This is a genomic window from Amycolatopsis albispora (assembly GCF_003312875.1).
GTDB classification, from domain to species: domain Bacteria; phylum Actinomycetota; class Actinomycetes; order Mycobacteriales; family Pseudonocardiaceae; genus Amycolatopsis; species Amycolatopsis albispora.
In genome coordinates this window covers 7614265-7640464 of record NZ_CP015163.1, presented here as the reverse complement: position 1 = coordinate 7640464, position 26200 = coordinate 7614265, and the positions used below count along the sequence as shown (strand labels likewise).

Here is a 26200-nt window from a genome sequence, read left to right as displayed (position 1 = left end):
GCCCGTGCCCGAGCCCCACGCCGAAGCGGTAACGCCCGAGAACGTGCTGGCCACCTCGTCCGCGCAGGAGGAGGTGGCCGCTCCGGTGAAACCGCCGGTCAAGGCCCGCAAGTCGCCGTGGAACCGCGGCCGCGACAAGGCGATCGCCGCCGGGCTCGTGGTCGCGGTGCTGGCCGGCGCCGCGGTGGTGTGGCTGACGAGTGACAGCCGCGCCACCGTCTCGGAGACCGCGGCCGCCGCGCCCACGCTGCCGGACGCGCCCACCGAGGTGCCCGGCACGCTCACCGAACTGTGGCGCGCGGCCAGCCCGGCCACCCCGGTCCCGGTGGCCGAGGGCACCGCGGTGGTCACCGGCAACGGCGGTGAGGTCGCCGGCCGCGACCCGATGACCGGCCAGGTGCGCTGGCGCTACGCCCGCGACCTGCCGCTCTGCACGGTCGCCGGTGCCTGGTCGAAGGCGGTGGCGCTGTACCACAAGGACGTCAACTGCAGCGAGGTCACGCAGCTCGACCCCGGCACCGGGAAGCGCACGGCGCTGCGCAACGGGGACGCCGAACTCGGCACGCAGCTGATCGACGACGGCTCGTACGTGACCACGACCGGCACCAAGCTGCTCAACACCTGGCGTGACGACCTGGTGCGCAGCATGGAGTACGGCGAGGTCCCGGCGCTGATGAACCCGAACAAGCAGCCGCGCACCGGCTGCACGTACTCGTCGGTGGCCGCCGGTTCGGGCAAGGTCGGCGTGGTCGAGCAGTGCCCGGCGGACCCGGCCGACCGGCTGACCCTGATGAAGGCGACGCCCAAGGAGAGCGACCAGCCCGAGGTCTCCTACAGCTCGGTCACCGCCGGGCGCGGGGTCCGGCTGGTGGCGATCTCCGGTGACTCCACCGCGGTGGCGTTGCCGGAGCAGAACCTGCTGGTCATCTACGACCAGGACGGCAACCAGCGCACCGCCTACCCGCTGGAGCTGCCGCCGGCCGACCGCGGTGCACCGCAGGGCAAGGTGCAGCCGGTGACCAAGAGCACCGGCGGCTTCTACTGGTTCACCGGCTCGAAGACGGTGGCGCTGAGCCGGGACAACCTGAGTCCACTGTGGACGTTGAACGGCACGCTGGGCCCGGCGGTCGGCTTCGCCGGTCAGCTGGTGGTGCCGGTGCCCGGTGGGCTGGCGGTGATCGAAGAGGCCACCGGCCGCACGATCCGCACCATCGGCGTGGACCGGCACGGTTACGCCGGCCCGGTGCGGCTCGCCGCACTCGGCCCGGTCCTGCTGGAACAACGCGGCGACACGCTCGCCGCACTGCGTTAGGGGAACGCATGGGGATCCATCCCGGACTGGCCGACGGCACGCCGCCGCGGCCGTCGCAGCTGTGGCCGCACCGCGCGGAACGCACCGAGTTCGACGGCCCGCACGGGCCGATCGCGGCGCTGCGCACCACCGCGCCCGCCGACGCGACGGTGCTGCTGGTGCCCGGGTACACCGGGTCCAAAGAGGACTTCGCCCCGCTGCTCGACCCACTGGCCGACGCGGGCTTCGAGGCGATCGCGGTCGACCTGCCCGGCCAGTACGAATCCCCCGGGGCGAACGACGAATCTGCTTATACGCCAGCAAAACTCGGCGAAGTCGTGGCGGGTTTGGCGGCCGGGCTCGGGCCGCGTCCGGTGTTGCTGCTCGGGCATTCGTTCGGTGGCCTGGTAGCGCGCGGCGCGGTGCTGGCCGGGGCGCGGATCGCGGGGCTCACGCTGATGGACACCGGTCCGGGGCAACTGCCGGAGGGCGGCAGGCGAGCCGCACTCGCGCTCGGGGAGCCGCTGCTGCGGCAGGACGGGCTGGTGGCGGCGTATGCCGTGCGCGAGGAGGTCAGCGCGCGGTTCCCGGCGTGGGCGCTGGTGCCCGACGAGGTGAAGGCGTTCCTGCGGGACAGGTTCATCAGCTCCAGCGCGGCGGGCCTGCTCGGCATGGCCGACGTGCTGAGGACTGAGCCGGACCGCGTCGACGAGCTGGCAAAAGCCTTGCGGGACAACAACATCCCGGCCCTGGTGGTAGCGGGCGAAAACGACGACGCGTGGAGCGTGCCCGCCCAGCGGGAGATGGCCGCACGGCTGGACGCGCCGTTCGCGCTCGTCCAGGGCGCCGCCCACTCGCCGAACACGGAGAACCCAGGCGGCCTGCTCGAGGTGTTGTTACCGGCGTGGCGCGCCTGGCTGTCCGGCTAGGTCTGGTGGGTCTGCTGGGTCAGGCCCACCAGAAGAACCAGAGCGTGGCGAAGGTCAGCACCACCACGGCGATGCCGCAGGCCGCCGCGCGGGGCCCGATCAGCTTGTCGGCGAAGCGCTGGGCCACCACCACGGCCGCCGCGGTGACAAAGTGCCCGATCAACGACGGCAACCCAGGCCCCGCCGAGTCGACGAAGAACGCGTAGATCTGAATAACCACCTCGGCCAGGACGAGCATCGCCATCCCAGCCGCGATCGCCCCCGTAAGCCCCCGCCACCACCGACGAGGCCTACGCCCCTCACCCGACCGCTGCCCCTCAGCCGCTGCAGTCCGGCCCGCGTCGCCCAGCCGCTGCCCTTCGACAGCCGCTGGCAAGCTGCGGTCCTCCGCGGGCGGGCCGCCGGGCAAGTCCAGTTCGTCGGTGCGCTGGTCCGCGGGGGCAGCCCCGCCGCGCCGTCGCTCTGGTGGCATGCCCAGGTCACCGCTGCGCCGCCCCTGGGCAGGGCCTCCGGAAGCACGTCGATCGGCTGCGGCGGGCAGGTCCAGCTTGTCCGTCCGCCGTGCCTCGGCGCCCGCGGCGCGGCCCAGCTCGCCTGTTCGCTGGTCGCTGGCTCGCCGTGGACCGGCGGCCGTCGGCGCGGGCTGGGCGAGGTCGCCCGTCCGCTGGCCTTCGGTGCCGCCGGGCCGGTCCAGCTGGTCGGTCGGCTGGGGCGCGCCCGTGGGCAGTTCGAGTTCGTCGGTCCGCAGGTTCGTGACGTCGGCCCCCGGGGCGGGGCGCCGGCGGGCGTGGGTGCGCCGTGCCCTGGCGGAGCCCGGGCCTGAAGCAGAGTGCACGGTTCTCGCTATTCGTCGTCGGCTTCCAGCGGCGCCAGCAGGTCCCACGACCGCGCCTCCGGCGCCGCCTGCTGGCCTTCGGCGCAGCTGGGCCGGAAGTCGCACCAGGAACAGTGGCGCCCGGTCCTGGCGGGGAAGAGCTCCTGCCCATCACCGCCCTCGGCCAGGGTATCCGTCGCCTTCTGCAGATCGGCGGCGGTCTCCTCCGCGCGGGTGACGTGCCGCTTCAGGCTCTCCGGCGTGTGCTCGGCGGCCGCGACCGTGCCACTGGGCACGTGGTGCAGCTCCACCCGATGGCACGGCTTCCGCAGCGTCCGCGTCGCGGCCACGGCGTACATCGCCAGCGCCTGCGCACTGCGCGCCTCGTACTCGTCCGGCTGCCGACGCCCCGTCTTGTAGTCGACGATCACCAGCTCACCGTCGCGGTCGTCGATCCGGTCGGCCCGGCCCTCGACGATGATGGTCGGCCCACCCGGCCCGCCGCCGGTCGGCGCGGACACCCAGCGCTCCAGCCCGATCGGGTCGAAGGCCACGTCGTTGTGCTCGACGTACTCGGCCACCCACTCCTGCGCGCGGCGCCGGTACTTCGCGGCCTGCACCTCGTCGACAAAACCGGCGTCCTTCCAGTGCTCGGCGACCAGCGCCGCCGCCCGCTGCGGGCTGCGGCGCTCGACCGGCAGGTCGAACAACGCCTTCAGCGCGTTGTGCACCACCGCGCCGAGCGTGCTGTGCGCCCAGGCCCCGGTGCGCTGCGGGGTCGGGCGGTCGAGATAGGTCAGCCGGTAGCGGCGCGGGCAGTCGTCGAAGGTGGCCAGCTTCGCCGGCGTCACCCTGGTCAGCCGCCGAGGCTGCTGGTCCCCGAAGTCGAACCCGATCTGCGACACGACGCCCAGCGTACGCACCACCACCGACAGTTCCGGAACTAGCCGCCGGTGATGAAGCCCTTGACCGAATCCGCCACCAGTTCCACCGCGATCGCGGCCAGCAGCAGGCCGGCCACCTTGGCCAGCAGGGTGATCCCGGACTCGCGGATCAGCTTGATCACCACGCCCGAGTACCGCATGCACATCCACAGCACGAAGTGCACGGTCACGATGGCCAGCCCCAGCGCCACATACGCACCGAGCTGGCCCTCCGCCTGCCGCACGAACACGATGGTCGCCGCGATCGCGCCCGGCCCGGCCAGCAGCGGCGTGCCCAGCGGCACCAGCGCCACGTTGACGTCCTCGGCCACCTCGGGATCGGTACTGCCCTTGCCGGTCAGCAGGTCCAGTGCGATGAGCAGCAGGAGCAGCCCGCCCGCGCCCTGCAGCGCCGGGATGCCGATGTGCAGGTAGGCCAGGATCGCCTGCCCGGCGATGGCGAACAGCGAGATCACCAGCAGCGAGACCAGCACCGCCTGCCGCGCCGCGCGGGCGCGGACCGCGGGCGACTTGCGGCCGGTCAGGCTGAGGAACACCGGCACCGTGCCCGGCGGGTCCATGATCACCACCAGGGTGATGGTTGCCTCCATGAACAGCGTGGCGTCGAAGTAGTCCGCGATCGCCATCAGCCGGTCACCAGCTGCGTGCCACTGGCCTGCCCGACCAGCTCCTCGAAGCAGTCGGGCGCGGTGAGGTCCGCACCGAGCGCGATGGTCTTGTTCGTGCCGTGGTAGTCGCTGGAGCCGGTCACCACCAGGTCCAGGTCACGGGCCAGCGCGCGCAGCCGGTCGCGGTCGGCGGGCTCGTGGTTCGGGTGGTCCACCTCGAGGCCGGTCAGCCCGAGCGCGGCCAGCTTCGCGATGGCCTCCTCGCTCAGCGTCGGCCCGCGGGTGTGCGCGAACGCGTGCGCCAGCACGGTCACCCCGCCCGCCGCGGTGATCATCTCCAGCGCCGTCTCCACCGGGGTGTCCGCGCCCGGCACGTAGTACCCGCGCCCGCTGGCCAGGTAGCGCGCGAATGCTTCGTCCACAGTGGACACCGTGCCGGCGCGGACCAGCGCCTGCGCCAGGTGCGGGCGCCCGGCCGGGGAATCCTCCGGCAGCAGGCCGAGCACCTCGTCGGGGTCCACCGGCAGGCCGTCGGCGGCCATCCGCTCGGCCATCGTGCGCACCCTAGTCCGCCGCTGCGCGCGCAGCCGGCGCTGCTCGGCGACCAGCACCTCGGCGGCCGGGTCGAACAGGTAGCCCAGCAGGTGCACGCCGATCCGCTGCCCCGGCGGGCCGGACACGCACGACATCTCGGCGCCCGGCACCAGGGTCAGCCCGCGCGGCAGCGCCTCGACGGCGGCCTGCCAGCCCGCGGTGGTGTCGTGATCGGTCAGCGCGATCACCTGCAGCCCCGCGGCGGCGGCAGCGGCCATCAGCTCGGCGGGACTGTCCGTCCCGTCGGAGACCGTGGAGTGGGTGTGCAGGTCTATGCGCACAGCGTCCATTCTGGACGGTGTCGCCGGTCACACCGCAATCAGCCCACCATGCGCTTGCCGCGGGCGGCGCGCTGCGCCTTGATCATCGAGAACCGCTCGGCCTGCTTCTGCTTGTCGCCGAAGACCAGCTCGGAGATGGTGTCGTAGAACTCCTCCGGCCGCGGGAGGTAGTCGATCTTGTTCAGCGCCTGGATCTGGCCGGCCGACTCGACCACCATCGTGCCGTAGCCGAGCATGCGCCCCCAGGCCGAGCGCTGGTAGGTGAGGTCGGTGACCTTGCTGATCGGCATCATCAGCACCTTGGTGGTGAACACCCCGGTGGTCATCACGAACCGCTTGTCGGTGACCACCAGCCGCTCGACCCACCACTCCATCACCAGGTAGGCGAAGCGCAGGATGACCAGCAGTGCCGCGTACCAGAGGATGTTGTTGACCAGCCACATCGACGGCGGCAGCACGTAGGACACCAGCACGCAGACGGCCAGCAGCGCGGCCGCCTCGAAGCTGTCCCACAGCAGGGTCGCCCAGTGGCGCCGGATGCGGATCACCCGGCGCTCGGTGTCGAGCAGGTACTCGTCTGGGTCGCGGGGAGCGAACATCAGCTCAGGCTAACCCGTGTCACCTCAGCTGAACACGTTGCTGACGAAGGTGATCACCGATTCGGCAGATTCGCGCAGGAAGGTGATGATGTTCGTGACGAGACCCGCCGCACCCTGCGGCTGGGCGATCACGAAGAACAGCACCAACGCGATTCCAGCGAACGTCAGGAGCTTCTTCGCGTTCATGACGATCAATCCCGTCTCTGTGTCCGGACCCTGTCCGCCAAGGTAGCCAACGCCAGGGTGGCCAATAACGTTGTACCGCACTGCGCCGCTCAACGGGAAGAATGTCCCGCGCTTGGGTCAGCCGCCGCGGGCGATGGTACCGGATAGCTACTCTAGGTGACCTAGCAGGCCACTCGAAGATCACCGAGCGCCCGCCTGGACCAGGAAAGGCCAGTTGGGGACCGGGTCAGCGGCTGCGTTCGGTCACCGGCCCAGTGCACCGCCCGACCGCGATCCCAAGATCATCACTAGTAACCAGAGTCACATTCACCCCATCCGAGAACCAGCGACAATCCGTCGGATGAACCAACCGAGGATCCGGTGCGTCGGCGGTATCGCGATGGACCCGGACGGCCGTCTCCTGCTGGTCAAACGGGCCAACGAGCCGGGCGCCGGGCGCTGGTCGCTGCCCGGCGGGCGGGTGGAAGCGGAGGAAACGGACAGTGACGCGCTGGTCCGGGAAATGCGCGAGGAAACCGCGCTGGAGGTGGTGCCGGGCGAGCTGGTCGGCGTGGTCGAGCGGGGCCCGTTCGAGATCTACGACTACCGGTGCACCGCCGTCGCGGGCGCACTGACCGCCGGGGACGACGCCTCGGACGCCCGCTGGGTGTCGGGCGCCGAGTTCGCCGCCATGGAGCGCGCGGGGGAGCTGGTCCCGCTACTGGGCGAGACGCTGCGAGGCTGGGGCGCCCTCCCCACGTGAGGACGGCCAGGCCTGGCTCGGACGCTATGAATGTGGCTTTCAGTGAGCCTTTTCCAACCTGATGTGGGTTGGTGAGGGTGTGTCGCTGGGCTGGACATGGCGAAGCTCCTGGTAGATGCGTGTATCGACCAAGAAACATGCGCTACCAGGAGCTTCGTTGTGCTTTCTTACCCCTCGGTGATCCCGGTGTCCACCCAGACACTGCGCGAGCTGACCCGGATCATCCGTACCCACCGCCGCGCGATCGGCTCACGCTGGCGCAGGCTGTCCCCGCAGCGCCAAGCCCTGCTCACCCTGGCCCACCTGCGCAACGGCGACACCTACCACCGCCTCGCCGCCGGGTTCGGCATCGGAGTGGCCACCGTGTGCCGCTACCTGCACGAAACCATCACCCTGCTCGCCCACCAGGCTCCCACCCTGACCGACGCCCTCCGACGGCTGGCCCGCACCCGGCACAACTACACCATCATCGACGGCACCGTCGTCCGCATCGACCGCGTTGCCGCGAACAAGCCCTTCTTCTCGGGTAAACACCGCTACCACGGCATCAACTTCCAGGCCCTCACCGATCCTGATGGCCAGCTGCTGTGGCTCTCGCCCGGGCTGCCCGGCGCGATCAACGACACCGCCGCCGCCCGCCACCACCGCATCTGCGAGCAGGTCCGCCAGGCCGGGCTGCGGCTGCTGGCCGATGGCGGCTACGACCAGGTCGCCCCCGGGGTGATCACCCCGTACCGCAACCGCCGCAACCGCCACCAGCCCAAACGTGAACTAGGGCCCGCCTACAAAGCCGCCAACAAAGCCCTGGCCAGGGTGCGCAGCCGCGGCGAACGCGGATTCGCCACCCTCAAAAACTGGCGCGTCCTCACCCGAGCCCGCTGCAGCACCCACCGCGTCACCACACTCGCCCACGCCATCCTCACCCTCGAACACCTCCCCAACTAACCAAGATGGAAAAGGCTCAATGAATGTGGCTTTCATAGCGTCAGGCGCAATGAAAGCCACATTCATAGCGTCAGGCGGGCCTCGCGCGTCCCCGGTGGCGGCTCGGGCATGTCACGAATGTGGCTTTCGAGACGCCAAACGTCTCGAAAGCCACATTCGTGACATCCGCTAGAGCCAGGTCATGCGCTGCCCGTGCGGAGCGGTGCGCGCCAGTGCTCTCGCCCGCGGCTCCCCGTCGCCGAATTCGACCAGCGAGAGCGTGCTCGTCCCCGTGTCGGCGAAGCGCAGGTCGTCCCGCCCCGGCAGCAGCGGCTCGACGCCCGCTTCGTAGGCCTCCTGGCTCACCCACCACACCGGCCTGCCCAGCGCACCGATCGCCTCGATGAAGGCGTCCCGCTTCGGCTTGGGCAGGTAGGTGACGACGTGGCTGGTCAGCAGCACCAGCGGCAGCTCCGCGGGCAACCGCCCCACCGCGGCGGGCAGGTCGTCCACCAGGTCCCCGGTGACCAGCTCCGGCGGGTTCTTCCGCTGGGCCGCCGCCGCGGTGCGCAGCAGCCGGATGCGGTCGGGCTGGTCGGCCCACACGCACGCCTCCAGCCACGCCAGCTCGTCCTCGTCGGCGGCGTCCACCGGCGCCCGGTCCAGGCCCAGCTTCGCGCCGACCGGCAGCTTCTTCGGCAGTTTGGGCGCCACCGCGCCCTCGGCCAGCTCCAGCGCGCAGTGCAAGCCGACCGCCGCCTTGGCCGGTCCGGCGGTGAGCTGCTCGCCACCGCACTGGTAGCGGTAACCGAAGGTGTCGATGCCCAGCAGCAACCCGGCACTGCACCCGGCTTCGAGCAGGGCCACCTTGCCGCCCGCCGCCTTGGCCGCCAGCGCCACCGCCGGATAGAGCAGCGCCGCCCGGCGCACCTCGTTCGTCTGCGTGTACCGCGAGGAGATCAGCGCCCTCGCCTTGTCCGCCCGCTCGGCCAGGAACCCGCGGAACTCCGGCCACGTCCCCGCGTCCACCCCGTCGAACCCGCCCAGCGACGGGTAGTAGCGCGAAAGCGGGTGGATCGGCTCGGCCTGGATCAGCCGGTGCGCGGTGGCGAACAGCAGCGGCGCCCGCGCGTCCTCGTCCGCAGGCGCGGCCAGCAGCAGCCCGGCGATCTCGTCGTCCTCGGCGGCGTGCGCGGCCAGGTGCTCGTACAGCGGCGAGACCCCGGCCGCCTCCTTCTCGGCGAAGGACGCCAGCCGCCGCTTGACTTCGCCGAGCCGATCACTCATGCGGCACCGGGCGGCCGGGCTGCTCGCCGCCCCTGGCCTCGCCGTAGGACCGCTTGGGCACCATCACCTTCCGGCGGAACACACACACGATCGTGCCGTCCTGCTTGTAACCGCGTGTTTCCACGTACACCACCCCGCGATCGTCCTTGGACTTCGACGGTGTCTTCTCCAGCACCTCGGTCTCGCCGTAGATGGTGTCACCGTGGAAGGTCGGCTTCACGTGCTTGAGCGATTCGACCTCCAGGTTGGCGATCGCCTTGCCCGAGACGTCCGGCACCGACATGCCCAGCAGCAGCGAGTAGATGTAGTTGCCCACCACCACGTTCTTGCCGAAGTCGGTGGTTTCACCCGCGTAGTGCGCGTCGAGGTGCAGCGGGTGGTGGTTCATGGTCAGCAGGCAGAACAGGTGGTCGTCGTACTCGGTGACCGTCTTGCCCGGCCAGTGCTTGTACACGGCCCCGACCTCGAACTCCTCGAAATAGCGCCCGAACTGCACGCGGTTTCCTCCTCGGCGGGTAACGCCACACCTACCTGCGGCGACAAGGACTCATGTCGAGGAGTACCCTTGACCATCGGTGTCGGTGCGTCAACGCGAGCAGCGACACGTCAGCCGAAGGTCCCCGGCCCGGAGGAGGTGAGGTACGCAGTGAGTACAGGCGATAGTCCGCTCCCTAGTAGTACCAGCGTCCTCATGCACCGGTCCGGCTCGCGTTCTCCCTGGTAGAGCCCCCACGCGGACGCTGGCAGCGCCGGAGCGGCCCGTGTTCCCCGCTCTGGTCCGTCGTAGTGCTCGGTCACTGTGCTCAGGCACGACGTCAGCCCAGGAGTTGCCATGCCTTCTCTTCCCTCCCTGCGCGGCCGCGGCAACGGCCGTGGTGACGCCCCACGCCCGCTGCCCGTGCCCATTTCGGCGTACGTGGTCGACTGCGCGGTCTACGACGGAGGCGAGCGGCTGTCCGGGCGCTGGACGCACTCCGAGGCGATCGAGGAGGTCCGCCGCCGCGGTTCCGGCTTCGTCTGGATCGGCCTGCACGAGCCGGACGAGGAGCAGATCCAGGGCGTCGCGGAGACCTTCGGCCTGCACGAGCTGGCCGTGGAGGACGCGGTGCACGCGCACCAGCGCCCCAAGCTCGAGCGCTACGACGACAACCTGTTCCTGGTGCTGAAGACGGTTCGCTACGTCGAGCACGAATCTCCCAGCACCGCCAACGAAATCGTCGAGACCGGCGAGCTGATGGCCTTTCTCGGCAAGGACTTCATCGTCACCGTCCGGCACGGCAACCACTCCGGCCTGGCGCGGCTCCGCCGCGAGCTGGACGCCGAGCCGGACCGCCTGCGCCTCGGCCCGGCGGCGGTGCTGCACGCCATCGCCGACCACGTGGTCGACCACTACCTGGACGTGACCGACCACCTCGAGGACGACATCGACGAGATGGAGGTGCAGGTCTTCGCGCCGCGTTCGTCGGTGACCGCCGAGACGATCTACTTCATGAAGCGCGAGGTGCTGGAGATGCGCCGCGCGGTGATGCCGCTGGCCACCCCGCTCAAGCGGCTCGCCGAGGGGCACAGCCGGCTGGTGCCGGACGAGGTGCGCTCGTACTTCCGCGACGTCGACGACCACCTCACGCAGGTTTCCGAGCGGGTGGTCAACTTCGACGAGCTGCTCACCACCCTGGTCGACGCCACGCTGGCGAAGATCACCCTTCAGCAGAACACCGACATGCGCAAGATCACCTCGTGGGCGGCGATCATCGCGGTGCCCACGATGGCGGTCGGCGTGTACGGCATGAACTTCGACTACATGCCCGAACTGCACTGGCGGTTCGGCTATCCGATGGTGATGGGGCTGATCCTCATCGTCTGCCTGATCCTCTACCGAATATTCCGGAAGAACCGCTGGCTGTAGGTCCGTTTTCTTCCACTTGGAATTCTCGAGGAGGTTTTCCCATGGTCCGCCTGCTGACCAACCTCAAGTTCTGGGCGCTGGCCCTGTCCCTGTCCTGGCTGGTCGTGGTGATCGCGATCATCGCGAAGAACCCCGATTTCGCCCACGGGGCGCAGTGAAGCTGACCCGGCGGCGGCTGGTGCTGTCCGGCGCGGTGGTGCTCACGGTGGCCTGGTTCGGTTACCTCACCACGCTGGTGGCGACCGAACCGGACCCCGGTGCCGACTCGGCCGAGCAGTTGCGCGGCAGGCTGGCCGCCGCGCTGAACCAGCGTGACGCCGCCGGGCTCGCCGACCTGCTGGACTACCCGCAGGCCGACCGGGACGGCTTCGCCCGGTCCTACGTCGAAGACCTCGGCGCGGCCGGGGTGCACGACGTGCGGGTCTCGCTGCGCGGGGACCTCGCCGTGGTCGAGGCCGAACTGGCCGACGGCGCGCCGTTCACCTACGCGCTCGCGCTGCAGGAAAAGGACGGGCGCTGGATGGCCGGGTTTTCGCCGCCGGTGCCCTGAGTGCCGCTGTCGTAGGCTGGGACCCATGGTCCGGGCGCTGGTGGTGGCCGACGAGGTGGACGAACGGCTGTGGGCGGGGGCGCACGGCCTCGCGGTCGACCTGATCCTCGGGGCCGGCGACCTGCCGTTCGACTACCTGGAACTCCTCGCCGACGCGCTGGACCGGCCGTGTGTTTTCGTGCCCGGCAACCACGATCCCGATCTGTCCGGCTTCACCAGGTACGGAGGTCTGTCCATGCGGGACGGTTTCCCGGTGCGGTGGCCCGGCCCGGCCGGCGGGGTGAACGCCGACGGGCGGGTGGTCGACGTCGGCGGCCTGCGCATCGCCGGGCTCGGCGGGTCGATCCGGTACAACGACGGCCCGAACCAGTGGACGCAGGCGCAGCAGGCGCGCCGGGCCCGGCGGCTGGTGCGCCGGGCGGCGCGGCGCCGCCGTCGTGACGGGCGCGGAGTGGACGTGCTGCTCACGCACTCCCCGCCCCGGCACCTCGGCGACCGGGAGGACCCGCCGCACCACGGGTTCGACTGCCTGCACCGCACCGCCGAGAAGCTCGCGCCGCGGTGGTTGCTGCACGGGCACATCCACCCGCACGGTGAGCCGGTGCCCGACCGGCGGATCGGCGGGACCGTGGTGCGCAACGTGGTCGGCTACCACATTCTGTCCATCGAGGAGGCGGGCCGATGAGCCGCGACACCGGTTTTCCCAGGGCGGACGCGGAAAGTGACTTCCTGCGTGCCCGGCGGCGGCAGGTGCTCTCGCGGCTGGCCAACTGGCTCCGCCGCGAACCCGACGACGTCAACATCATGCTGCCGTTCCACGAGGTGGTGGACGCGCTCGGCTGGGCGGGCGAGCGGCGGCTCGGGCTGCGGGTGATCCAGCTTTCGTCCATTGTGGGCAGTGTGGACCGCGGCCGGGACTTCGACCGGCGGTTCCGCCCGACCTCGGGGCGGGTGCGCGAGCGCTGGGAGCGGCTGGCGCTGGCGGCCCGGCGCGGCGAGAGCATTCCGCCGATCGAGGTCTACCGGATCGGCGAGCTGCACTTCATCGTCGACGGGCACCATCGCGTGTCGGTGGCCCACGCGATGGGACTGACCACAATAGACGCTCAGGTGACCGAGGTCCGGACGAAGCTGGACCCGGCCGGGATCCGGTACCGCGGTGACCTGATCGTCAAGGACTACCGGCGCCTGTTCCTGGAGCGGGTGCCGCTGACCGGGCAGGCGCGGGCTTCGGTGATCGTCTCGGATCCGTGGGACTACGCGGAACTCGGCGAGCACGTGGAGGCTTGGGGCTTCCGGCTGATGCAGGACGAGGGCACGTTCCTGGACCGGGCGACGGTCGCCGCGCGGTGGTACGCCGAGGAGTACGAGCCGGTGGTGCGGATGCTGCACCAGGCCGACCTGATCCGGGGCCGCACCGAGGCCGAGGCGTACATGTGGGTCGCGGGTGAGCGGTACCGGCTCATCCGCACCCACCGCTGGGACGACGAGGTCATCGAAACCCTGCGCACGCGCCGCTGAGTCCCTGAGTGGCCAGGTGGCCGAGAGGCTCAGTGGCTGGGGGCTTGGTGGCCAAGTGGCTTGGTGGCTGGGAGCTTGCTGGCCAAGTGGCTTGGTGGTCGAGAGGCTCAGTGGCTAAGAGGCCTGGTGGTCGAGAGGCTTGGTGGCCAAGTGGCTCAGCCACCTAGCCATTACCAACTAGCCACTGGCACCTAGCCACCTAGCCCTCGCACCTACCGTGCGCATCGAACTCCGCCGGGAATGCCCGTCGCTCGGTCAAGTGGCCGTGGTCGAGCGGCGGTGTCCAGCAGCTGTGGCCGAGTGGCTGAGCCACCCGAATGGCTGAGTGGTCGAGTGGCAAAGTGGCTGAGCCACTTAGCCACCTAGCCAGTAGGCTGCCGAGCCACTCGCCCGGTGAGCCAGCAAGCCAGCAGACCCCTGGGCCACCCGGGGCCTCCGCGCCCCAGCGCAACCGGGTCGCCACGCCGCCGCGCTAGCGGGGGCACCGCGCTAGCGGGGGCACCGCGCTAGCGGGGGCACCGCGCTAGCGGGTCACCGAGCATCGGGGCGTAGCCCGCTCCAGCCGCTCGGCCGGGGGTTCGTTACGCGTGGGCGGGCCGGGTGTGGATGGGGCGAAGAAGACGGGAGCGGCCCCGGCAAAGGAGGTCAGTCGAGGCAGAACTCGTTGCCTTCGACGTCTTGCATCACGATGCACGACTCGTTTTCCTCGTCGGCGTACAGGACGCGCACGCACACCGCGCCGAGATCCATCAAACGTGCGCATTCGGTTTGGAGGGCGGCGAGGCGCTCGTCGCCGACCAGCCCGGTGCCGACGCGCACGTCCAGGTGCACCCGGTTCTTCACGACCTTCTTTTCCGGCACACGCTGGAAGTACAGGCGCGGCCCGCCCCCCGAGGGATCCGAGCAGGCGAACCCGTCCGGCGACGGCACGTATCCCAGCACCTCGCACCAGAACCGGGCGACACGCCCCGGATCGGCGCAGTCGAAGGTGACCTGGACCTGCTTGATCGACGCCATGGGCGTCACCATAGGGGACCGGCGCTAACGATTGTGGCGCCGCACGGCGTGGAAGGACTGCTTCGGCTCGGTGCGGTACGGCGAGGCGTCGTCGTGGTGCCGCGCCCGCAATGTCTTGAGCAGGCTGTAGGACGCCATGTCGAAGTCGTAGTCCCGATTTTCCGGATGATGCGGCGAGTCCGGCGAAACAAACGAGTACAGGTGCGCGCCCTGCACCTTCGCCTGGCCGAACACGTCCAGCATCCGGGCAATGTGCTCGGCCTGCTCACGTTCGTCGCGCACAAAACCGGGTTTGACCGTGGCGGGCTTCTCCGGGTCGTCGGGGTAGTCGACGATGTCCCAGCCCATGCCCCCGGCCTTCGCCGCGCCGGTGAACGTGCAGCAGCCGAATTCCAGGATCATGATCGGCTTGTGCCACTGCCGGTACTTGTCCAGATCGCTCAGGTATTCGCCGGTGCTCTCGAAATAGGCGTAGTAGTCGACGCCGACGATGTCGAACAGCGACCAGTCGTTCCACACCGCGTCGGCGCCGTCGGCCGCGCCGTAGGTGATCCGGCCACCGAACTCGCGGCGGGTCACCTCGACCGCGCGCGCCATGAACTGACGGAACCGCTCGATGACGTTCGGCCATTCCGTTTCCGGGAGTTCGCCGATGTTCCTGATGCGGTCCATGAAGTTCTCACCCGGCACGATGCCCGGCGTGAACAGGAAGTGCTCGCAGCCGGTGACGAACTTGACGTTGTCACCACGCCGTAGCCGTTCCGCCTGGCGCGCGCTCTCGACCAGGTGCTCGAGGATCTCCTCCTGCGGGTGGTCGTAGAGCCGAGGCTGGACGTAGACCTCCACCCCGCGCCGCAACGCCACGGCCGTCGTCTCGGTGAGCCTGCCGATGTCGCTGCCGAGCGCGGTGATCGACGGGCAGCGCAGCTCGGCGACCATGCCGATCTCCCGCTCCAGCTGCCCCCGGCTCCACCGCACCCGGCTCAGCGGATCACCCGCCGCGTGCAGCACACCGGTGTCGTAGCAGACGCCGCCGCGCAGCCTGCCAGGGCGAGGAGTCGCGGCTGCCGTGCCGCCGCTCAGCCCGGTCAGCACCGCCGCACCCGCCATCGACTTGAGGAAAGTTTTGCGACTGATCATGATCTGCTCCTGGTTGCTCAACTAGGATACTGGTCATGCAACCAGAAAATCAGTCGTCCGGCCAGGAGAGGCGGTCCTTCATCGAGGAAGCGCGGCGCGGGCAGATCGTCGCCGCGACGATCGAGACCATTGCCGAGATCGGGTACGCGAAGGCGTCGTTTGTGCAGATCGCGCGGCGGGCGGGCATCAGCCCCGGGCTGATCAGCTACCACTTCGCCAAGCGCGAGGCGCTGATGAAGCAGGTCATGCTGACCGTGCACGCCTCGATGGACCAGGCGCTGAGCGCACGCGGGGAGGGTGCCGAGAGCTACCGCGCGGCGTTGCGCGCCATCATCGAGGGCTTTGTGCACTACTGCGCCGAGCACCCGGCCGAGCTGATCGCGATCAGCCAGATCGCCGCCGCCTCACGTGACGCCGAAGCCGCGCGCGCGTGGGCCGACGACCAGCACGAGAGCACGCTGGCCGAGTTGGAGGACATGTTCCGCGAGGGCCAGGAACACGGCGAGCTGCGAACGTTCTCACCGCGGGTGATGGCCGTTTCCGTGCTGGCCGCGATGGAGGCGGCACCGGCCGAGCTGACAGCACGGCCGGACACCGACGTGGCCGCCTACGCCCGAGAACTCGCGGATCTCTTCGACCTGGCGGTCAGGCGCGGCTAACCGAGATCGAAGCCCTCGGCCGCCGCCGCGTCGGCGAGTTGCTTGTCAAAACAGAGGAAAGACACCGGCTCCGGCGACAAAGAGGCCAGCACCCGCGCCCCACGGGCGCTCAGCTCCCCCAGCCGGTGCTTGCGCCAGATCGCCGACGGCACCTCGACCCGCGCGACCTGGGCGACCGCCAGCGCGTCCCGCTCGCGGACCAGTTCGTGCCCCGCCTCCGGCACGGAGAGCTTGACCAGTGCCGACGAATCGGCGAACGCGGTCACCGCTGGCCGCGCCCCTCACCGACCAGGTCGGCCATCGACGTGCCCGCGACGGCTTCGCGACCCGCCGCGGCGACGGCGTCCGCGTCCGGCCGGCGGCGCGGCTGACCAGCGGTGGCGAGCAGGCCGGCCCGCGCCAGCCGCTCGCGGAGCCGCTCCCTCTCGGGCCCCGCCATGCAGGCATGCAGGCATCCCTCGGGCACAAAACTGCCCCGGGGGCGGAACCCCCGGGGCAGCCGGTAACCCGGTACTCAGCCGGCGTAGGTCAGGTTCTTGCCCGAGGACGGGTCGAAGATCTGCACCTTGTCGGCGTCGAACCAGATGTCGAGCGGTTCACCCTCCTTGGCGCCCGAGGACGCCGAGAGCCTGGTGACGATCGCCGAGCCGCTGTCCGGCACGTCGGCCGAACCGCTGTCGGCGGCCAGGTCGGCCAGGTCCGAGGAAGTCGCCTCGGAACCCTCGACCGAGAAGTGGGCGTACTTCTCCGAGCCCATCGACTCGAGCACGTCCACCGTCGCGGTGAAGGTGACCCCGCCGCTCTTCTGCGCGTCATCGAGCAGCGCGGCGTCCTCGAAGTGCTCCGGCCGGACCCCGGCGATCACCTCGCGGCCGCCACCCGATTCCTCGACCAGCCGCCGCACGCGGTCGGTCAGCTCGACCCGGCCGAACGGCGTCTGCAGCGCGCCGTCCTCCAGCGAGGCCGGTACGAAGTTCATCGACGGCGAGCCGATGAACCCGGCCACGAAGAGGTTCGCCGGGTTGTCGTAGAGGAACTGCGGTGAGCCGATCTGCTGCACGTACCCGCCCCGCAGCACCACGACCCGGTCGCCGAGGGTCATCGCCTCGGTCTGGTCGTGCGTGACGTAGAGCGTGGTGGTGCCCAGCTGCTTCTGCAGCTTGGACACCGAGGTCCGCATCTGCCCGCGCAGCTTGGCGTCCAGGTTGGACAGTGGCTCGTCCATCAGGAACGCCTTCGGGCTGCGCACGATCGCCCGGCCCATCGCCACGCGCTGGCGCTGCCCGCCGGAGAGGTTGGCGGGCTTGCGGTCCAGGTGCTGGGTCAGGTCCAGGATCCGGGCCGCTTCGTCCACCTTGGACTTCACCGTGGCGTCGTCCACTTTGGCCAGCCGGAGCGGGAAGGCCATGTTCTCCCGCACGCTCATGTGCGGGTAGAGCGCGTAGGACTGGAACACCATGGCGATGTCGCGGTCCTTCGGCGCCTTCTCGTTCACCCGCTCGCCGTCGATGCGCAGCTCGCCGGAGGAGATGTCCTCCAGGCCCGCCACCATGTTCAGCGTGGTGGACTTCCCGCAGCCCGACGGGCCGACCAGGATGATGAACTCGCCGTCGGCGATCTCCAGGTTGACCTCGGACACCGCGAGCGCCCCGTCGGGGTAGCGCTTGCTCACATTCTCGAGAACGATCTCAGCCATTTCCGCACTTACCCCTTAACGGCGCCGGAGGTCAGCCCCGCGACGATGCGGCGCTGGAAGAACAACACGAACAGGATGATCGGCACGGTGATCACCACGGCCGCCGCGGAGATCGTGCCCGTGGGGTCCTCGAACTGCGAGGAGCCGGTGAAGAACGACAGCGCCGCCGGGACCGTGCGCGAGGACTCGGTCGAGGTCAGCGAAATGGCGAACAGGAAGTCGTTCCAGCAGAAGATGAACACCAGGATGGCGGTGGTGAACACCCCGGGCGCGGCCAGCGGCGCGATCACCCGGCGGAACGCCTGCGCCGGGGTCGCCCCGTCCATCTTCGCCGCCTTCTCCAGCTCCCAGGGGATCTCCCGGAAGAAGGCCGACAGCGTGTAGATCGCCAGCGGCAGCGCGAAGGTGATGTACGGCAGGATCAGCCCCGGCCAGGTGTCGAACAGGCCGAGTTCCCGCTCGATGTTGAACAGCGGGGTGACCAGCGAGACCTGCGGGAACATCGCGATCAGCAGCGAGACGCCGACCAGCAGCTGCTTGCCGGGGAAGTCCAGCCGCGCGATCGCGTAGGCCGCCATCGTGCCGAGCACCACCGCGATCACCGTGGCGATGATCGCGATGCCGATCGAGTTGACCAGCGCCCGGATGAACTCGGTGGTGGCGAAGATGTCGGCGTAGTTCTGCAGGGTCCACTCGGTCGGGATGAAGCTCCCGTCGTTGAGCGTCTCCTTGCTCTTGAGCGACAGCGACACGATCCACAGCACCGGGAACAGCGCGTAGACCACCACCACGATGTCGATCAGGGTCCACTTGAGCTTGCGGCCACCGGTGGCCGCTCCTCCCATGACCATCAGCGCTTACCTCCCGGATCGCTGCCCGGCGCCGCGGTGCCGAACACCTTGATGAAGATGAAGGCGATGATGGCCACGGTGAGGAAGATCAGCACGGCCATCGTGGAACCGATTCCGAGGTTCAGCCCCTTGATCAGGTTGTTGTAGGTCTGCATGGACACCGACGACGTGTCCTGCGCGCCGTTGGTGAGCACGAAGATGTTGTCGAAGATGCGGAACGCGTCCAGCGTGCGGAACAGCAGCGCGACCAGGATGGCCGGCTTCATCACCGGCAGCATCACCTTGGTGAACCGCTGCCACGCGGTGGCCCCGTCCATCGACGCCGCCTTGAGCAGGTCGTCCGGCACCAGCGCCAGCCCGGCCATCAGCAGCAGCGCCATGAACGGCGTGGTCTTCCACACCTCGGCCAGCACGATGATCGCCAGCGACGGCAGCCGCTCGGTGAGCAGCGCCGACTCCGGCGCGATCAGGTTGGCCAGGTAGCCGGTGTCCGGCGTCCACGCGTAGTACCACGAGAACGCCGCGACCACGGTGACGATGCCGTACGGGATCAGCGAAACCGTGCGCACCAGGCCGCGGCCGACCAGGGTCCGGTGCATGATCAGCGCCAGCGCCATGCCGAGCACCAGCTCGATCGCCACCGACACCACGGTGAGCAACATGGTGGTGCCGAAGGAGGTCCACCAGTAGGAGTTGGTCAGCACGGCCACGTAGTTGTCCAGGCCGACGAACTCCTGCTGCCCGGGGAACCGGAGGTCGTACCGCTGCAGGGAAAGCCAGATCGAGTAGATGATCGGCCAGCCGGTGACCGCGATCATCACGATCGCGGCCGGCGCGCAGAGCAGCAGCCCGAGCCGCCGTTCCGCCTTCTTGCCCTCGCTCAGCGGCGGTTTCGCCCGCTTGCCGCCCTTGGCGGCGGTCGCCGCGGGCGCCGCTGGTTCGGCGACGGTCACGGGATCACTCCCTTCGACTCGAGTGCGTCGGCGAGCTGCTGGCGCAGTTCTTCGGCGGTGGCCCGCGGATCGATCGCCGACGGCGGCGACAGCAGCTTCGACATCACCGTCGACGCGTTCTGGTATGCCGGGGTGAGCGGGCGGACCGCGGCGTTCTTGAGCGCCTCGAGAATCGTCGCCCGCATCGGGTACTGCGTTTCCATGCTCGGGTTGTCGTCACCGGCCGGCTTGCTCGGGTCCAGTGGCGTGGTGTCGGTGTAGAGCGACTCGATGGTCGGCGGCACCCCGTCGTTGAGCGCGGAGAACTTCTGGCTTTCCGGGCTGCGCAGGCACAACGCGGCCTCGAACGCCTCCGGCTTGTGCCGCGAGGCCGTGCTGACCGCGAGGTCGTATCCACCGATCGTGGTACGCGCGGGCTGGCCGGGCACCACCGACGGGTAGGTGGCCCACTTGAAGTGCGCCAGGTCCTCCGGCTTCTCCTTCTTGTAGGAGGGGTAGACGAACGGCCAGTTCAGCTCGAAGGCACCGGTGCCGCGCTGGAACTGCTGGCGGACCTCGTCCTCCTTCTGGTTGGTCAGCGACGGGTTCGTGATGCCCGACGAGGTCACCCGCTTGAGGATCTCCAGCGCCTTGACCGCGCCTTCGTCCATCACCACGGACTTGCCGTCCTCGGACAGGATCCGCCCGCCCGCCGACTCGACCAGCGTGTTGTAGATGACCACCAGGCCCTCGTACTGCGCCCCGGTGAACAGGATCTCGCTCGGCTTGCCCTGCGCCTTGAGCGCGAGCGCCTGGTCGATCATCTGGTCCCAGGTCTCCGGCGGGGCCGGGGTGACCCGGTCGTCGTACCAGAGCAGCTGCACGTTCGTGTTCTTCGGCGCGGCGTAGAGCTTGCCGTTCCAGGTCGCCGTCTCAAGTGGACCGGGCAGCACGCCCGCGGTCGCCTGCGCCTTGTGCTCGCCGGTCCACTCCTCCGCCCAGCCGGCTTCGGCGAACTCCGCCACCCAGTTCACGTCCAGGCCAAGGATGTCCAGGCCCTCGTCCCCAGCGGCCAGTCGGCGCACCATCTGCTCGCGCTGGCCGTCCGCACCACGCGGAAGCTTGTTGTAGACGATCTCGTAGCGACCGCCCGCCTTGGTGTTGCACTGGTCGACAACCTTCTGGAAGTTGTCCTCCGGTGCGTAGTAGATGTTGATCTTCAGGCCGCCGCTCGAACCGCACCCGGTGAGCAATCCGGCGGCCATCAGCCCCGCGCCCAGAACCGACATCGCCCGTCCGGGCGAACGTCCTCGCCGGTTCCTGGCGTTCGCTTTCCCCATCTGGCCTCCTTCCCAGCGCGCACGCTCGGAGGAACCACGGCGCGGTGAATTGAAGAGCCACGCCAGCACCCCGACGTGCATGGCGTCGGGCTGGCACGAATGACCGCCTCGTGCGGGCCCGACCGGTGCACAGCAACTTATGCCCGGCGATCACCGGCCGCAAGCAATGACCGTAACGATTCAGCGATTTAGGCTGAACTTAGGGAAATCCTGCGGTATACCGCAAAACGGCTCAGCGTAGCGGGCACAAAAACGGGAGCCGAACGGGGTGTACTAGCCCAGTGCGCCGGGCGAGCGCATCGCGTGCTTCGCGAGCAGATCGCGGGCCCGCTCGGCGTTGCGCGGCTGGCACAGCACGTCGTACCGCCCCGCCACCAGCTGGCTGGTGGAGGAGAAGTCACGACGCCCCTTGGTCAGCGAATAGCTCATCGCCGCGGTGATCAGGCCGAACAGCACACCGGCGGCCAGGCCGACCAGGATCGGCGGCGCCGGGCTGGTACCCGGCGGGGAGAACACGCTCAGCAGCAGCCCGATCAGCAGGCCGAGCCAGGCGCCGGAAATCGCGCCGGTGCCGAGCACCTTGCCCCAGGACAGCCTGCCGACCACCCGCTCGACGAGCATCAGGTCCACGCCGACGATGGTCACGTCGCGCACTTCCAGCTCGTTCGACGCGAGGTGTTCGACCGCGCTCTGCGCCTCCTCGTAGGTGCCGTACGAGCCCACCGGCCATCCGGTCGGCGGGGTGGGCAGGCGGGGCTGACCCGGCGCGGGGCGCGCGGAGGAGAACGGACCGGTCAAGTTGATCACCTGTTGCTCTACGCGGAGGGATGCCTCCATCCTGCCAACCCGGCGCGCTCCTGGCTAACCAGGTACCCCGATCAGCCTCGGGATTTGTACTCGCGGAGCAGGCCGCGGCTGATGATCGTCTTCTGGATCTCGCTGGTGCCCTCGCCGATCAGCAGGAACGGGGCCTCGCGCATCAGCCGCTCGATCTCGTACTCCTTCGAGTAGCCGTAGCCGCCGTGGATGCGGAAGGCCTCCTGCGTCACCTCGGCGCAGTACTCGCTGGCGATCAGCTTCGCCATGCCCGCTTCGACGTCGTTGCGCGCGCCGGAGTCCTTCAGCCGCGCCGCGTTCACCATCATCAGGTGCGCGGCCTCGACCTTGGTGGCCATCTCGGCCAGCTTGAACGCGATGGCCTGGTGCTCGGCGATGGGCTTGCCGAAGGTCCTGCGCTGCTGGGCGTACTCCACCGCCAGCTCGAACGCCCGGATCGCGATGCCGCAGGCGCGCGCGGCCACGTTCACGCGGCCGACCTCGACACCGTCCATCATGTACGCGAAACCCTTGCCCGGCGCGGCACCCAGCACCTTGTCCGCGCCGATGCGGAAGCCGTCGAACACCGCCTCGGTGGTGTCGACGCCCTTGTAGCCCATCTTCTCGATCTTGCCGGGAATGGTCAGCCCCGGCACCACCTCACCGAAGCCCTCCGGCTTCTCCACCAGGAACGTGGTCAGGTTCTGGTGCGCCTTCTCGGCGCCCTCGTCGGTGCGCACCAGCAACGCGATCAGGTTCGAGCTGCCGCCGTTGGTCAGCCACATCTTCGCGCCGTCGATCACGTAGTCGTCGCCGTCGCGGCGGGCCTTCGTTTTGATCGCGGCCACGTCCGAGCCCAGATCCGGCTCCGACATGGAGAACGAGCCCCGCACCTCACCGGTGGCCATCCGCGGCAGGAAGTGCTTCTTCTGCTCCTCGGTGCCGTGCCGGGAGATCATGTGCGCCACGATGAAGTGCGTGTTGATCACGCCGGACACGCTCATCCAGCCACGCGCGATCTCCTCCACCACCAGCGCGTAGGTCAGCAGCGACTCGCCGAGGCCGCCGTACTCCTCCGGGATCGTCAGCCCGAACAGGCCCATCTCCTTCATGCCCTCGACGATGTCCGCCGGATAGGTGTCCGCGTGCTCCAGTTCCTGGGCGTGCGGGATGACCTCCTTGTCGACGAACGAGCGGACCGTGGACAGGATCTCGGACTGGACGTCGGTCAGTCCGGCCGTCTGGGCGAGGCGGGCCATCGTTGGCTCCTTCATCTTCTTCCGGCGAGGCGCGGCCGCGTGGCGGTGGAGCATTGGAGTGTTACCGGTGAGTATGACCTGACTCGTTCCGGACTGCTATGAGCGCGCTCACCACCGGGACGCTACGGTGAGCGCCGGTTCGGCGTTCAACAGGCAGGGGTGGAGTTCGCCCATGAGTTATCCCCAGGATCCCTACGGCCAGCAACAGCAGCCGCAGTCCTACGGCCCCCCGTCGGGTGGTTATCCGCAGCAGCAGTATCCCCAGCCGGGGTACGGCTACGGCTATCCCCAGCCGATGCAGAACCAGGACCAGGGCATGGCCGTGGCGGCGATGATCTGCTCGATCGTCGGCCTGGTCGCGTGCGGCGGCATCCTGTCCATCGTCGGGCTGATCCTCGGCCACATCGCCTACGCCAAGGCCAAGCGCGGCGAGGCGGGCGGGCAGGGCATGGCGCTGGCCGCGATCATCATCGGCTGGGTGGTGGTCGGCCTGCTGGTGATCGCGCTGGTCATCCTGCTGATCGCGGGCATCGCCACCGACTGGGACTTCGACTAGCCGGGCGGGTTGACCGGGGCGGGGGTGTCGTCGCTGGGTTCGCGTGGTTTCGGCGCGACGGCCCCTTCGCCCGTCTTGGTCGCGTGGTCGAGGAACCGCAGCAGTTCCACCGGGAACGGCAGCACGAGCGTCGAATTCTTCTCCGCGGCCACCTGCACCACCGTCTCCAGCAACCGCAGTTGCAGCGCCGAGGGGGTGTCCGCCATCGCGGCCGCCGCCTCGGCCAGTTTGTGCGAAGCCTGCAGCTCGCCGTCCGCCGAAATCACCCGCGCGCGCCGTTCCCGCTCGGCTTCGGCCTGCCGTGACATCGAGCGCTTCATGCCCTCCGGCAGTGCGACGTCCTTGATCTCCACCCGGTCGATGTGGATGCCCCAGCCCAGCGCCGGGCTGTCGATGAGCAGTTCCAGCCCCTCGTTGAGGTGCTCGCGGTTGGACAGCAGGTCGTCCAGCTCGCTCTTGCCGATGATCGAGCGCAGCGAGGTCTGCGCGACCTGGCCGACCGCCGAGCGGTAGTCCTCCACGTTCACCGCGGCCAGCACCGGATCGGTCACCTTGAAGTAGACCACCGCGTCCACCTTGACCGTCACGTTGTCCCGGGTGATGCCGTCCTGCGCGGGCACCGGCATGGTGACGATCTGCATGTTGACCTTCTGCAGCCGGTCGACCAGCGGCACGAGCAGCACCAGCCCGGCTTCGCGGACCTTCGGCCGCACCCGGCCGAAGCGGTAGACCAGCCCGCGCTCGTACTGCTTGACCACCCGGACCGCCGAGGCCAGTCCCAGCCCGGCCACCACCACGGCGGCGGTGAGGATTTCCATCAGCATGGCGCCTCCCGCGACGCACGGCCCCCTCGCCTCGATGTTACTCCCGCTGTGACCCCGGTCACTGCCTCGAATCGGCCGCGCCTCGCGGCCCCCGGCGAAGGGCTCCACGCTCGGTTAGTCTTCGGCTATGGCCGCCGTGAACCGCGTTTTCGCTGCTCAACTGGCCGGTTTACCGGTGTTCGGCCCGGACGGCGAGTCCATCGGCAAGGTGCGTGACCTGGTCGCCGGGCTCCGGCTGGACCAGCAGGCACCGCGGGTGCTCGGGCTGGTGGTCGAGCTGGCCACCCGCCGCCGGGTCTTCGTGCCGATGCTGCGGGTCACCTCGATCGAGCCGAACGCGGTCACCCTCGCCACCGGCTCGGTGAACATGCGCCAGTTCCACCGCCGCCCCAACGAAGTACTGGTGCTCGGGCAGCTGGCCGACGCCCGCGCCGAACTCGGCGGCGTCCGGGTCACCGTGGCCGACGCCGCGATGGAGCCCACCCGCACCCGCGACTGGGTGCTCGCGAAGCTGGCTGTCCGGGAGCGCAGCTCACGGCTCGGGCTGGGGCGGCGGCGGTCGTCGTTGCAGGTGGTGCCGTGGACCGAGGTGTCCGGGCTCAGCCTCGGCGACCTGACCGAGCAGCCGCAGGGCGCCGGGCAGCTGCTGATGCTGTTCGACACCATGCGTGCCGTGGACATCGCCGCCACGCTGCGGGACCTGCCGGTCAAGCGGCGGCACGAGGTCGCCGACGCGATGGACGACGAGCGGCTGGCCGACGTGATCGAGGAAATGCCGGAGGACGACCAGAAGGACCTGCTCGGCTACCTCGCCGAGGAACGCGCCGCGGACATTCTCGAGGCGATGAACCCCGACGACGCCGCCGACCTGCTCGCCGAGCTGACCCCGGCCGACCAGAGCCGGCTGCTGGAGCTGATGGAACCCGAGGAGTCGGAGCCGGTGCGGCGGCTGCTGGCGTACTCGTCGGACACCGCCGGCGGGCTGATGACGCCGGAGCCGGTGGTGCTCTCGCCCGACGCCACCGTCGCCGAGGCGCTGGCCCGCATCCGCAACCCGGAACTGCCCGCCGCGCTGGCCACCATGGTTTTTGTCTGCCGCCCGCCGCAGGCCACGCCGACCGGCCGGTACGTCGGCTGCGTGCACTTCCAGCGGCTGCTCCGGGAACCCCCGGCGGACCTGGTCGCCAGCGCCGTCGACACCGACCTGCCCGCGCTGCGCCCCGGCGCCACGCTGACCGAGGTCACCCGGTACTTCGCCGCGTACAACCTGGCGTGCGGCCCGGTGGTGGACGCCGGCGACCACCTGATCGGCGCGGTCACCGTGGACGACGTGCTCGACCACCTGCTGCCGGAGGGCTGGCGCGAGACCGGCCTGCACGACGTGCGTTCGGCCGATCCGATGAAGTCCGAGGAGTGGGAACGTGCCTGAGCTCCATCCCCGACGGAGGCTCGACCAGCCGCGCGCCGGACGGCGGCGGTTCGGCGCCCGTCTCGATCCGGACGCCTTCGGCCGGTTCACCGAACGGGTCGCGCGCTTCCTCGGCACCGGCAAGTACCTGTTCTGGCAGACGCTGACCGTCATCGTGTGGATCACGCTGAACCTGGCGGCGGTGTCGCTGCGGTGGGACCCGTACCCGTTCATCCTGCTCAACCTGGCGTTCTCCACCCAGGCCGCGTACGCCGCGCCGCTGATCCTGCTCGCGCAGAACCGGCAGGACGACCGCGACCGGGTGTCGCTGGAGGAGGACCGGACCCGCGCCGCGCAGACCAAGGCGGACACCGAGTACCTGGCCAGGGAGCTGGCCGCGCTGCGGCTGGCCGTCGGTGAGGTGGCCACCCGCGACTACCTGCGCGGTGAGCTGGACAAGCTGCGAGAGGACCTCGACACCAAGCCGCGCAAGAGCCGGGCTCGGAGCAGTAGTACCGATACGTAA

31 protein-coding genes are annotated in these 26200 nt (G+C 69.7%); 12 read left to right on the top strand and 19 right to left on the bottom strand.

The annotated features are described in order from the left end of the window. Window positions 1–4: 4 nt before the first annotated feature. Together A4R43_RS36300 and A4R43_RS36295 are read left to right on the top strand one after the other, a co-directional pair. Window positions 5–1312 (top strand): Rv3212 family protein, encoded by a 1308-nt coding sequence (locus A4R43_RS36300; RefSeq protein WP_205215141.1) that lies wholly within the window; start codon window positions 5–7, stop codon window positions 1310–1312. A gap of 8 nt (window positions 1313–1320) precedes the next feature. Next, a complete protein-coding gene (locus tag A4R43_RS36295; RefSeq protein WP_113696216.1) occupies window positions 1321–2220 on the top strand; it encodes an alpha/beta fold hydrolase in 900 nt (299 codons plus the stop codon). Window positions 2221–2239: 19 nt separating this feature from the next. On the opposite strand, the gene A4R43_RS36290 is transcribed toward A4R43_RS36295, so the two are convergent. From A4R43_RS36290 to A4R43_RS43040, 6 genes are all read right to left on the bottom strand, one after another. Beyond that, a complete protein-coding gene (locus A4R43_RS36290; RefSeq protein ID WP_113696215.1) occupies window positions 2240–2464 on the bottom strand; it encodes a hypothetical protein in 225 nt (74 codons plus the stop codon). A 599-nt stretch (window positions 2465–3063) separates the two neighbouring features. Then, entirely contained in the window at window positions 3064–3939 is an 876-nt protein-coding gene (locus tag A4R43_RS36285; protein WP_205215140.1) for a RecB family exonuclease, read from the bottom strand. A 38-nt stretch (window positions 3940–3977) separates the two neighbouring features. Next, window positions 3978–4604, bottom strand: coding sequence for a MarC family protein (locus A4R43_RS36280; RefSeq protein ID WP_113696214.1), 627 nt, complete (start codon window positions 4602–4604; stop codon window positions 3978–3980). Continuing rightward, on the bottom strand, window positions 4604–5470 hold the full coding sequence (locus A4R43_RS36275; RefSeq protein ID WP_113696213.1) for a PHP domain-containing protein: 867 nt from the start codon (window positions 5468–5470) through the stop codon (window positions 4604–4606). The genes A4R43_RS36280 and A4R43_RS36275 overlap by 1 nt, the downstream gene beginning before the upstream one ends. A gap of 29 nt (window positions 5471–5499) precedes the next feature. Then, window positions 5500–6060: a PH domain-containing protein gene (locus A4R43_RS36270; RefSeq protein WP_113696212.1), complete on the bottom strand. Its 561-nt coding sequence runs from the start codon at window positions 6058–6060 to the stop codon at window positions 5500–5502. A gap of 24 nt (window positions 6061–6084) precedes the next feature. Then, window positions 6085–6339 (bottom strand): hypothetical protein, encoded by a 255-nt coding sequence (locus A4R43_RS43040; protein ID WP_162788243.1) that lies wholly within the window; start codon window positions 6337–6339, stop codon window positions 6085–6087. 247 nt (window positions 6340–6586) lie between these two features. Here A4R43_RS43040 and A4R43_RS36260 point away from each other — a divergent pair, with 247 nt between their 5' ends. Continuing rightward, window positions 6587–6988: an NUDIX hydrolase gene (locus A4R43_RS36260; protein WP_113696210.1), complete on the top strand. Its 402-nt coding sequence runs from the start codon at window positions 6587–6589 to the stop codon at window positions 6986–6988. A 159-nt stretch (window positions 6989–7147) separates the two neighbouring features. Further along, a complete protein-coding gene (locus A4R43_RS36255) occupies window positions 7148–7933 on the top strand; it encodes a transposase family protein (protein WP_113695473.1) in 786 nt (261 codons plus the stop codon). Between the two features lie 168 nt (window positions 7934–8101). On the opposite strand, the gene A4R43_RS36250 is transcribed toward A4R43_RS36255, so the two are convergent. Both A4R43_RS36250 and A4R43_RS36245 read right to left on the bottom strand, forming a co-directional pair. Beyond that, the gene (locus A4R43_RS36250) at window positions 8102–9199 is read right to left on the bottom strand and encodes a DUF2332 domain-containing protein (RefSeq protein WP_113696209.1); all 1098 of its coding nucleotides are present in this window, start codon (window positions 9197–9199) and stop codon (window positions 8102–8104) included. Beyond that, window positions 9192–9695, bottom strand: coding sequence for a MaoC family dehydratase (locus tag A4R43_RS36245; RefSeq protein ID WP_113696208.1), 504 nt, complete (start codon window positions 9693–9695; stop codon window positions 9192–9194). Before A4R43_RS36245 ends, A4R43_RS36250 begins: the two co-directional genes overlap by 8 nt. A gap of 336 nt (window positions 9696–10031) precedes the next feature. Here A4R43_RS36245 and corA point away from each other — a divergent pair, with 336 nt between their 5' ends. The 4 genes from corA (at window position 10032) to A4R43_RS36225 (ending at window position 13176) form a co-directional block, all read left to right on the top strand. Beyond that, window positions 10032–11105, top strand: coding sequence for a magnesium/cobalt transporter CorA (gene corA / locus A4R43_RS36240; protein ID WP_113696207.1), 1074 nt, complete (start codon window positions 10032–10034; stop codon window positions 11103–11105). A 154-nt stretch (window positions 11106–11259) separates the two neighbouring features. Continuing rightward, a complete protein-coding gene (locus A4R43_RS36235) occupies window positions 11260–11655 on the top strand; it encodes a hypothetical protein (protein ID WP_236808488.1) in 396 nt (131 codons plus the stop codon). A gap of 25 nt (window positions 11656–11680) precedes the next feature. After that, window positions 11681–12340 (top strand): metallophosphoesterase family protein, encoded by a 660-nt coding sequence (locus A4R43_RS36230; RefSeq protein WP_113696206.1) that lies wholly within the window; start codon window positions 11681–11683, stop codon window positions 12338–12340. After that, a complete protein-coding gene (locus tag A4R43_RS36225; RefSeq protein ID WP_113696205.1) occupies window positions 12337–13176 on the top strand; it encodes a chromosome partitioning protein ParB in 840 nt (279 codons plus the stop codon). Before A4R43_RS36230 ends, A4R43_RS36225 begins: the two co-directional genes overlap by 4 nt. A gap of 645 nt (window positions 13177–13821) precedes the next feature. On the opposite strand, the gene A4R43_RS36220 is transcribed toward A4R43_RS36225, so the two are convergent. Together A4R43_RS36220 and A4R43_RS36215 are read right to left on the bottom strand one after the other, a co-directional pair. Then, window positions 13822–14193 carry a VOC family protein gene (locus tag A4R43_RS36220; protein ID WP_113696204.1) on the bottom strand — a complete coding sequence of 124 codons (372 nt, stop codon included), beginning with the start codon at window positions 14191–14193 and terminating at the stop codon, window positions 13822–13824. Between the two features lie 24 nt (window positions 14194–14217). Further along, window positions 14218–15333 (bottom strand): abortive phage infection protein, encoded by a 1116-nt coding sequence (locus tag A4R43_RS36215; RefSeq protein ID WP_113696203.1) that lies wholly within the window; start codon window positions 15331–15333, stop codon window positions 14218–14220. A 35-nt stretch (window positions 15334–15368) separates the two neighbouring features. On the opposite strand from A4R43_RS36215, the gene A4R43_RS36210 reads away from it, so the two are divergent. Beyond that, window positions 15369–15992, top strand: a complete 624-nt coding sequence (locus A4R43_RS36210; RefSeq protein ID WP_113696202.1) for a TetR family transcriptional regulator — start codon at window positions 15369–15371, stop codon at window positions 15990–15992. Here the strand turns inward: A4R43_RS36210 and A4R43_RS36205 are convergent. The 8 genes from A4R43_RS36205 to A4R43_RS36170 all read right to left on the bottom strand — a co-directional run bounded on the left by A4R43_RS36205 (window position 15989) and on the right by A4R43_RS36170 (window position 22886). Then, entirely contained in the window at window positions 15989–16258 is a 270-nt protein-coding gene (locus A4R43_RS36205; protein ID WP_113696201.1) for a PIN domain-containing protein, read from the bottom strand. The two genes, A4R43_RS36210 and A4R43_RS36205, sit on opposite strands and share 4 nt — an antisense overlap. Further along, window positions 16255–16431 carry a transcriptional regulator gene (locus A4R43_RS36200; RefSeq protein ID WP_113696200.1) on the bottom strand — a complete coding sequence of 59 codons (177 nt, stop codon included), beginning with the start codon at window positions 16429–16431 and terminating at the stop codon, window positions 16255–16257. Before A4R43_RS36200 ends, A4R43_RS36205 begins: the two co-directional genes overlap by 4 nt. Window positions 16432–16506: 75 nt before the next feature. Continuing rightward, window positions 16507–17688, bottom strand: a complete 1182-nt coding sequence (locus A4R43_RS36195) for an ABC transporter ATP-binding protein (protein ID WP_113696199.1) — start codon at window positions 17686–17688, stop codon at window positions 16507–16509. An 8-nt stretch (window positions 17689–17696) separates the two neighbouring features. Then, entirely contained in the window at window positions 17697–18539 is an 843-nt protein-coding gene (locus tag A4R43_RS36190; RefSeq protein ID WP_113696198.1) for a carbohydrate ABC transporter permease, read from the bottom strand. Continuing rightward, the gene (locus A4R43_RS36185) at window positions 18539–19492 is read right to left on the bottom strand and encodes a carbohydrate ABC transporter permease (RefSeq protein WP_113696197.1); all 954 of its coding nucleotides are present in this window, start codon (window positions 19490–19492) and stop codon (window positions 18539–18541) included. Before A4R43_RS36185 ends, A4R43_RS36190 begins: the two co-directional genes overlap by 1 nt. Next, window positions 19489–20811 carry an ABC transporter substrate-binding protein gene (locus tag A4R43_RS36180; protein WP_113696196.1) on the bottom strand — a complete coding sequence of 441 codons (1323 nt, stop codon included), beginning with the start codon at window positions 20809–20811 and terminating at the stop codon, window positions 19489–19491. The genes A4R43_RS36185 and A4R43_RS36180 overlap by 4 nt, the downstream gene beginning before the upstream one ends. 273 nt (window positions 20812–21084) lie before the next feature. After that, the gene (locus tag A4R43_RS36175; protein ID WP_113698117.1) at window positions 21085–21615 is read right to left on the bottom strand and encodes a YflT domain-containing protein; all 531 of its coding nucleotides are present in this window, start codon (window positions 21613–21615) and stop codon (window positions 21085–21087) included. A gap of 74 nt (window positions 21616–21689) precedes the next feature. Further along, complete coding sequence (locus A4R43_RS36170) at window positions 21690–22886, bottom strand: acyl-CoA dehydrogenase family protein (protein WP_113696195.1); 1197 nt, start codon at window positions 22884–22886, stop codon at window positions 21690–21692. A gap of 172 nt (window positions 22887–23058) precedes the next feature. Here A4R43_RS36170 and A4R43_RS36165 point away from each other — a divergent pair, with 172 nt between their 5' ends. Then, entirely contained in the window at window positions 23059–23442 is a 384-nt protein-coding gene (locus A4R43_RS36165) for a DUF4190 domain-containing protein (RefSeq protein WP_113696194.1), read from the top strand. On the opposite strand, the gene A4R43_RS36160 is transcribed toward A4R43_RS36165, so the two are convergent. Beyond that, complete coding sequence (locus A4R43_RS36160; RefSeq protein WP_113696193.1) at window positions 23439–24266, bottom strand: SPFH domain-containing protein; 828 nt, start codon at window positions 24264–24266, stop codon at window positions 23439–23441. The genes A4R43_RS36165 and A4R43_RS36160 overlap by 4 nt on opposite strands. A gap of 127 nt (window positions 24267–24393) precedes the next feature. Here A4R43_RS36160 and A4R43_RS36155 point away from each other — a divergent pair, with 127 nt between their 5' ends. Together A4R43_RS36155 and A4R43_RS36150 are read left to right on the top strand one after the other, a co-directional pair. Continuing rightward, a complete protein-coding gene (locus tag A4R43_RS36155) occupies window positions 24394–25695 on the top strand; it encodes a magnesium transporter MgtE N-terminal domain-containing protein (RefSeq protein WP_113696192.1) in 1302 nt (433 codons plus the stop codon). After that, window positions 25688–26200 carry a DUF1003 domain-containing protein gene (locus tag A4R43_RS36150; RefSeq protein ID WP_113696191.1) on the top strand — a complete coding sequence of 171 codons (513 nt, stop codon included), beginning with the start codon at window positions 25688–25690 and terminating at the stop codon, window positions 26198–26200. Before A4R43_RS36155 ends, A4R43_RS36150 begins: the two co-directional genes overlap by 8 nt.

Excerpts from the sequence above, each read along its gene's own strand:
- A4R43_RS36295 (WP_113696216.1), top strand. The coding sequence starts at position 1,321 with ATGGGGATCCATCCCGGACTGGCCGACGGCACGCCGCCGCGGCCGTCG.
- A4R43_RS36290 (WP_113696215.1), bottom strand. The coding sequence starts at position 2,464 with ATGGCGATGCTCGTCCTGGCCGAGGTGGTTATTCAGATCTACGCGTTC.
- A4R43_RS36280 (WP_113696214.1), bottom strand. The coding sequence starts at position 4,604 with ATGGCGATCGCGGACTACTTCGACGCCACGCTGTTCATGGAGGCAACC.
- A4R43_RS36275 (WP_113696213.1), bottom strand. The coding sequence starts at position 5,470 with ATGGACGCTGTGCGCATAGACCTGCACACCCACTCCACGGTCTCCGAC.
- A4R43_RS36270 (WP_113696212.1), bottom strand. The coding sequence starts at position 6,060 with ATGTTCGCTCCCCGCGACCCAGACGAGTACCTGCTCGACACCGAGCGC.
- A4R43_RS36260 (WP_113696210.1), top strand. The coding sequence starts at position 6,587 with ATGAACCAACCGAGGATCCGGTGCGTCGGCGGTATCGCGATGGACCCG.
- A4R43_RS36250 (WP_113696209.1), bottom strand. The coding sequence starts at position 9,199 with ATGAGTGATCGGCTCGGCGAAGTCAAGCGGCGGCTGGCGTCCTTCGCC.
- corA (WP_113696207.1), top strand. The coding sequence starts at position 10,032 with ATGCCTTCTCTTCCCTCCCTGCGCGGCCGCGGCAACGGCCGTGGTGAC.
- A4R43_RS36230 (WP_113696206.1), top strand. The coding sequence starts at position 11,681 with ATGGTCCGGGCGCTGGTGGTGGCCGACGAGGTGGACGAACGGCTGTGG.
- A4R43_RS36225 (WP_113696205.1), top strand. The coding sequence starts at position 12,337 with ATGAGCCGCGACACCGGTTTTCCCAGGGCGGACGCGGAAAGTGACTTC.
- A4R43_RS36220 (WP_113696204.1), bottom strand. The coding sequence starts at position 14,193 with ATGGCGTCGATCAAGCAGGTCCAGGTCACCTTCGACTGCGCCGATCCG.
- A4R43_RS36215 (WP_113696203.1), bottom strand. The coding sequence starts at position 15,333 with ATGATCAGTCGCAAAACTTTCCTCAAGTCGATGGCGGGTGCGGCGGTG.
- A4R43_RS36210 (WP_113696202.1), top strand. The coding sequence starts at position 15,369 with ATGCAACCAGAAAATCAGTCGTCCGGCCAGGAGAGGCGGTCCTTCATC.
- A4R43_RS36200 (WP_113696200.1), bottom strand. The coding sequence starts at position 16,431 with ATGGCGGGGCCCGAGAGGGAGCGGCTCCGCGAGCGGCTGGCGCGGGCC.
- A4R43_RS36195 (WP_113696199.1), bottom strand. The coding sequence starts at position 17,688 with ATGGCTGAGATCGTTCTCGAGAATGTGAGCAAGCGCTACCCCGACGGG.
- A4R43_RS36190 (WP_113696198.1), bottom strand. The coding sequence starts at position 18,539 with ATGGTCATGGGAGGAGCGGCCACCGGTGGCCGCAAGCTCAAGTGGACC.
- A4R43_RS36180 (WP_113696196.1), bottom strand. The coding sequence starts at position 20,811 with ATGGGGAAAGCGAACGCCAGGAACCGGCGAGGACGTTCGCCCGGACGG.
- A4R43_RS36170 (WP_113696195.1), bottom strand. The coding sequence starts at position 22,886 with ATGGCCCGCCTCGCCCAGACGGCCGGACTGACCGACGTCCAGTCCGAG.
- A4R43_RS36165 (WP_113696194.1), top strand. The coding sequence starts at position 23,059 with ATGAGTTATCCCCAGGATCCCTACGGCCAGCAACAGCAGCCGCAGTCC.
- A4R43_RS36160 (WP_113696193.1), bottom strand. The coding sequence starts at position 24,266 with ATGCTGATGGAAATCCTCACCGCCGCCGTGGTGGTGGCCGGGCTGGGA.
- A4R43_RS36155 (WP_113696192.1), top strand. The coding sequence starts at position 24,394 with ATGGCCGCCGTGAACCGCGTTTTCGCTGCTCAACTGGCCGGTTTACCG.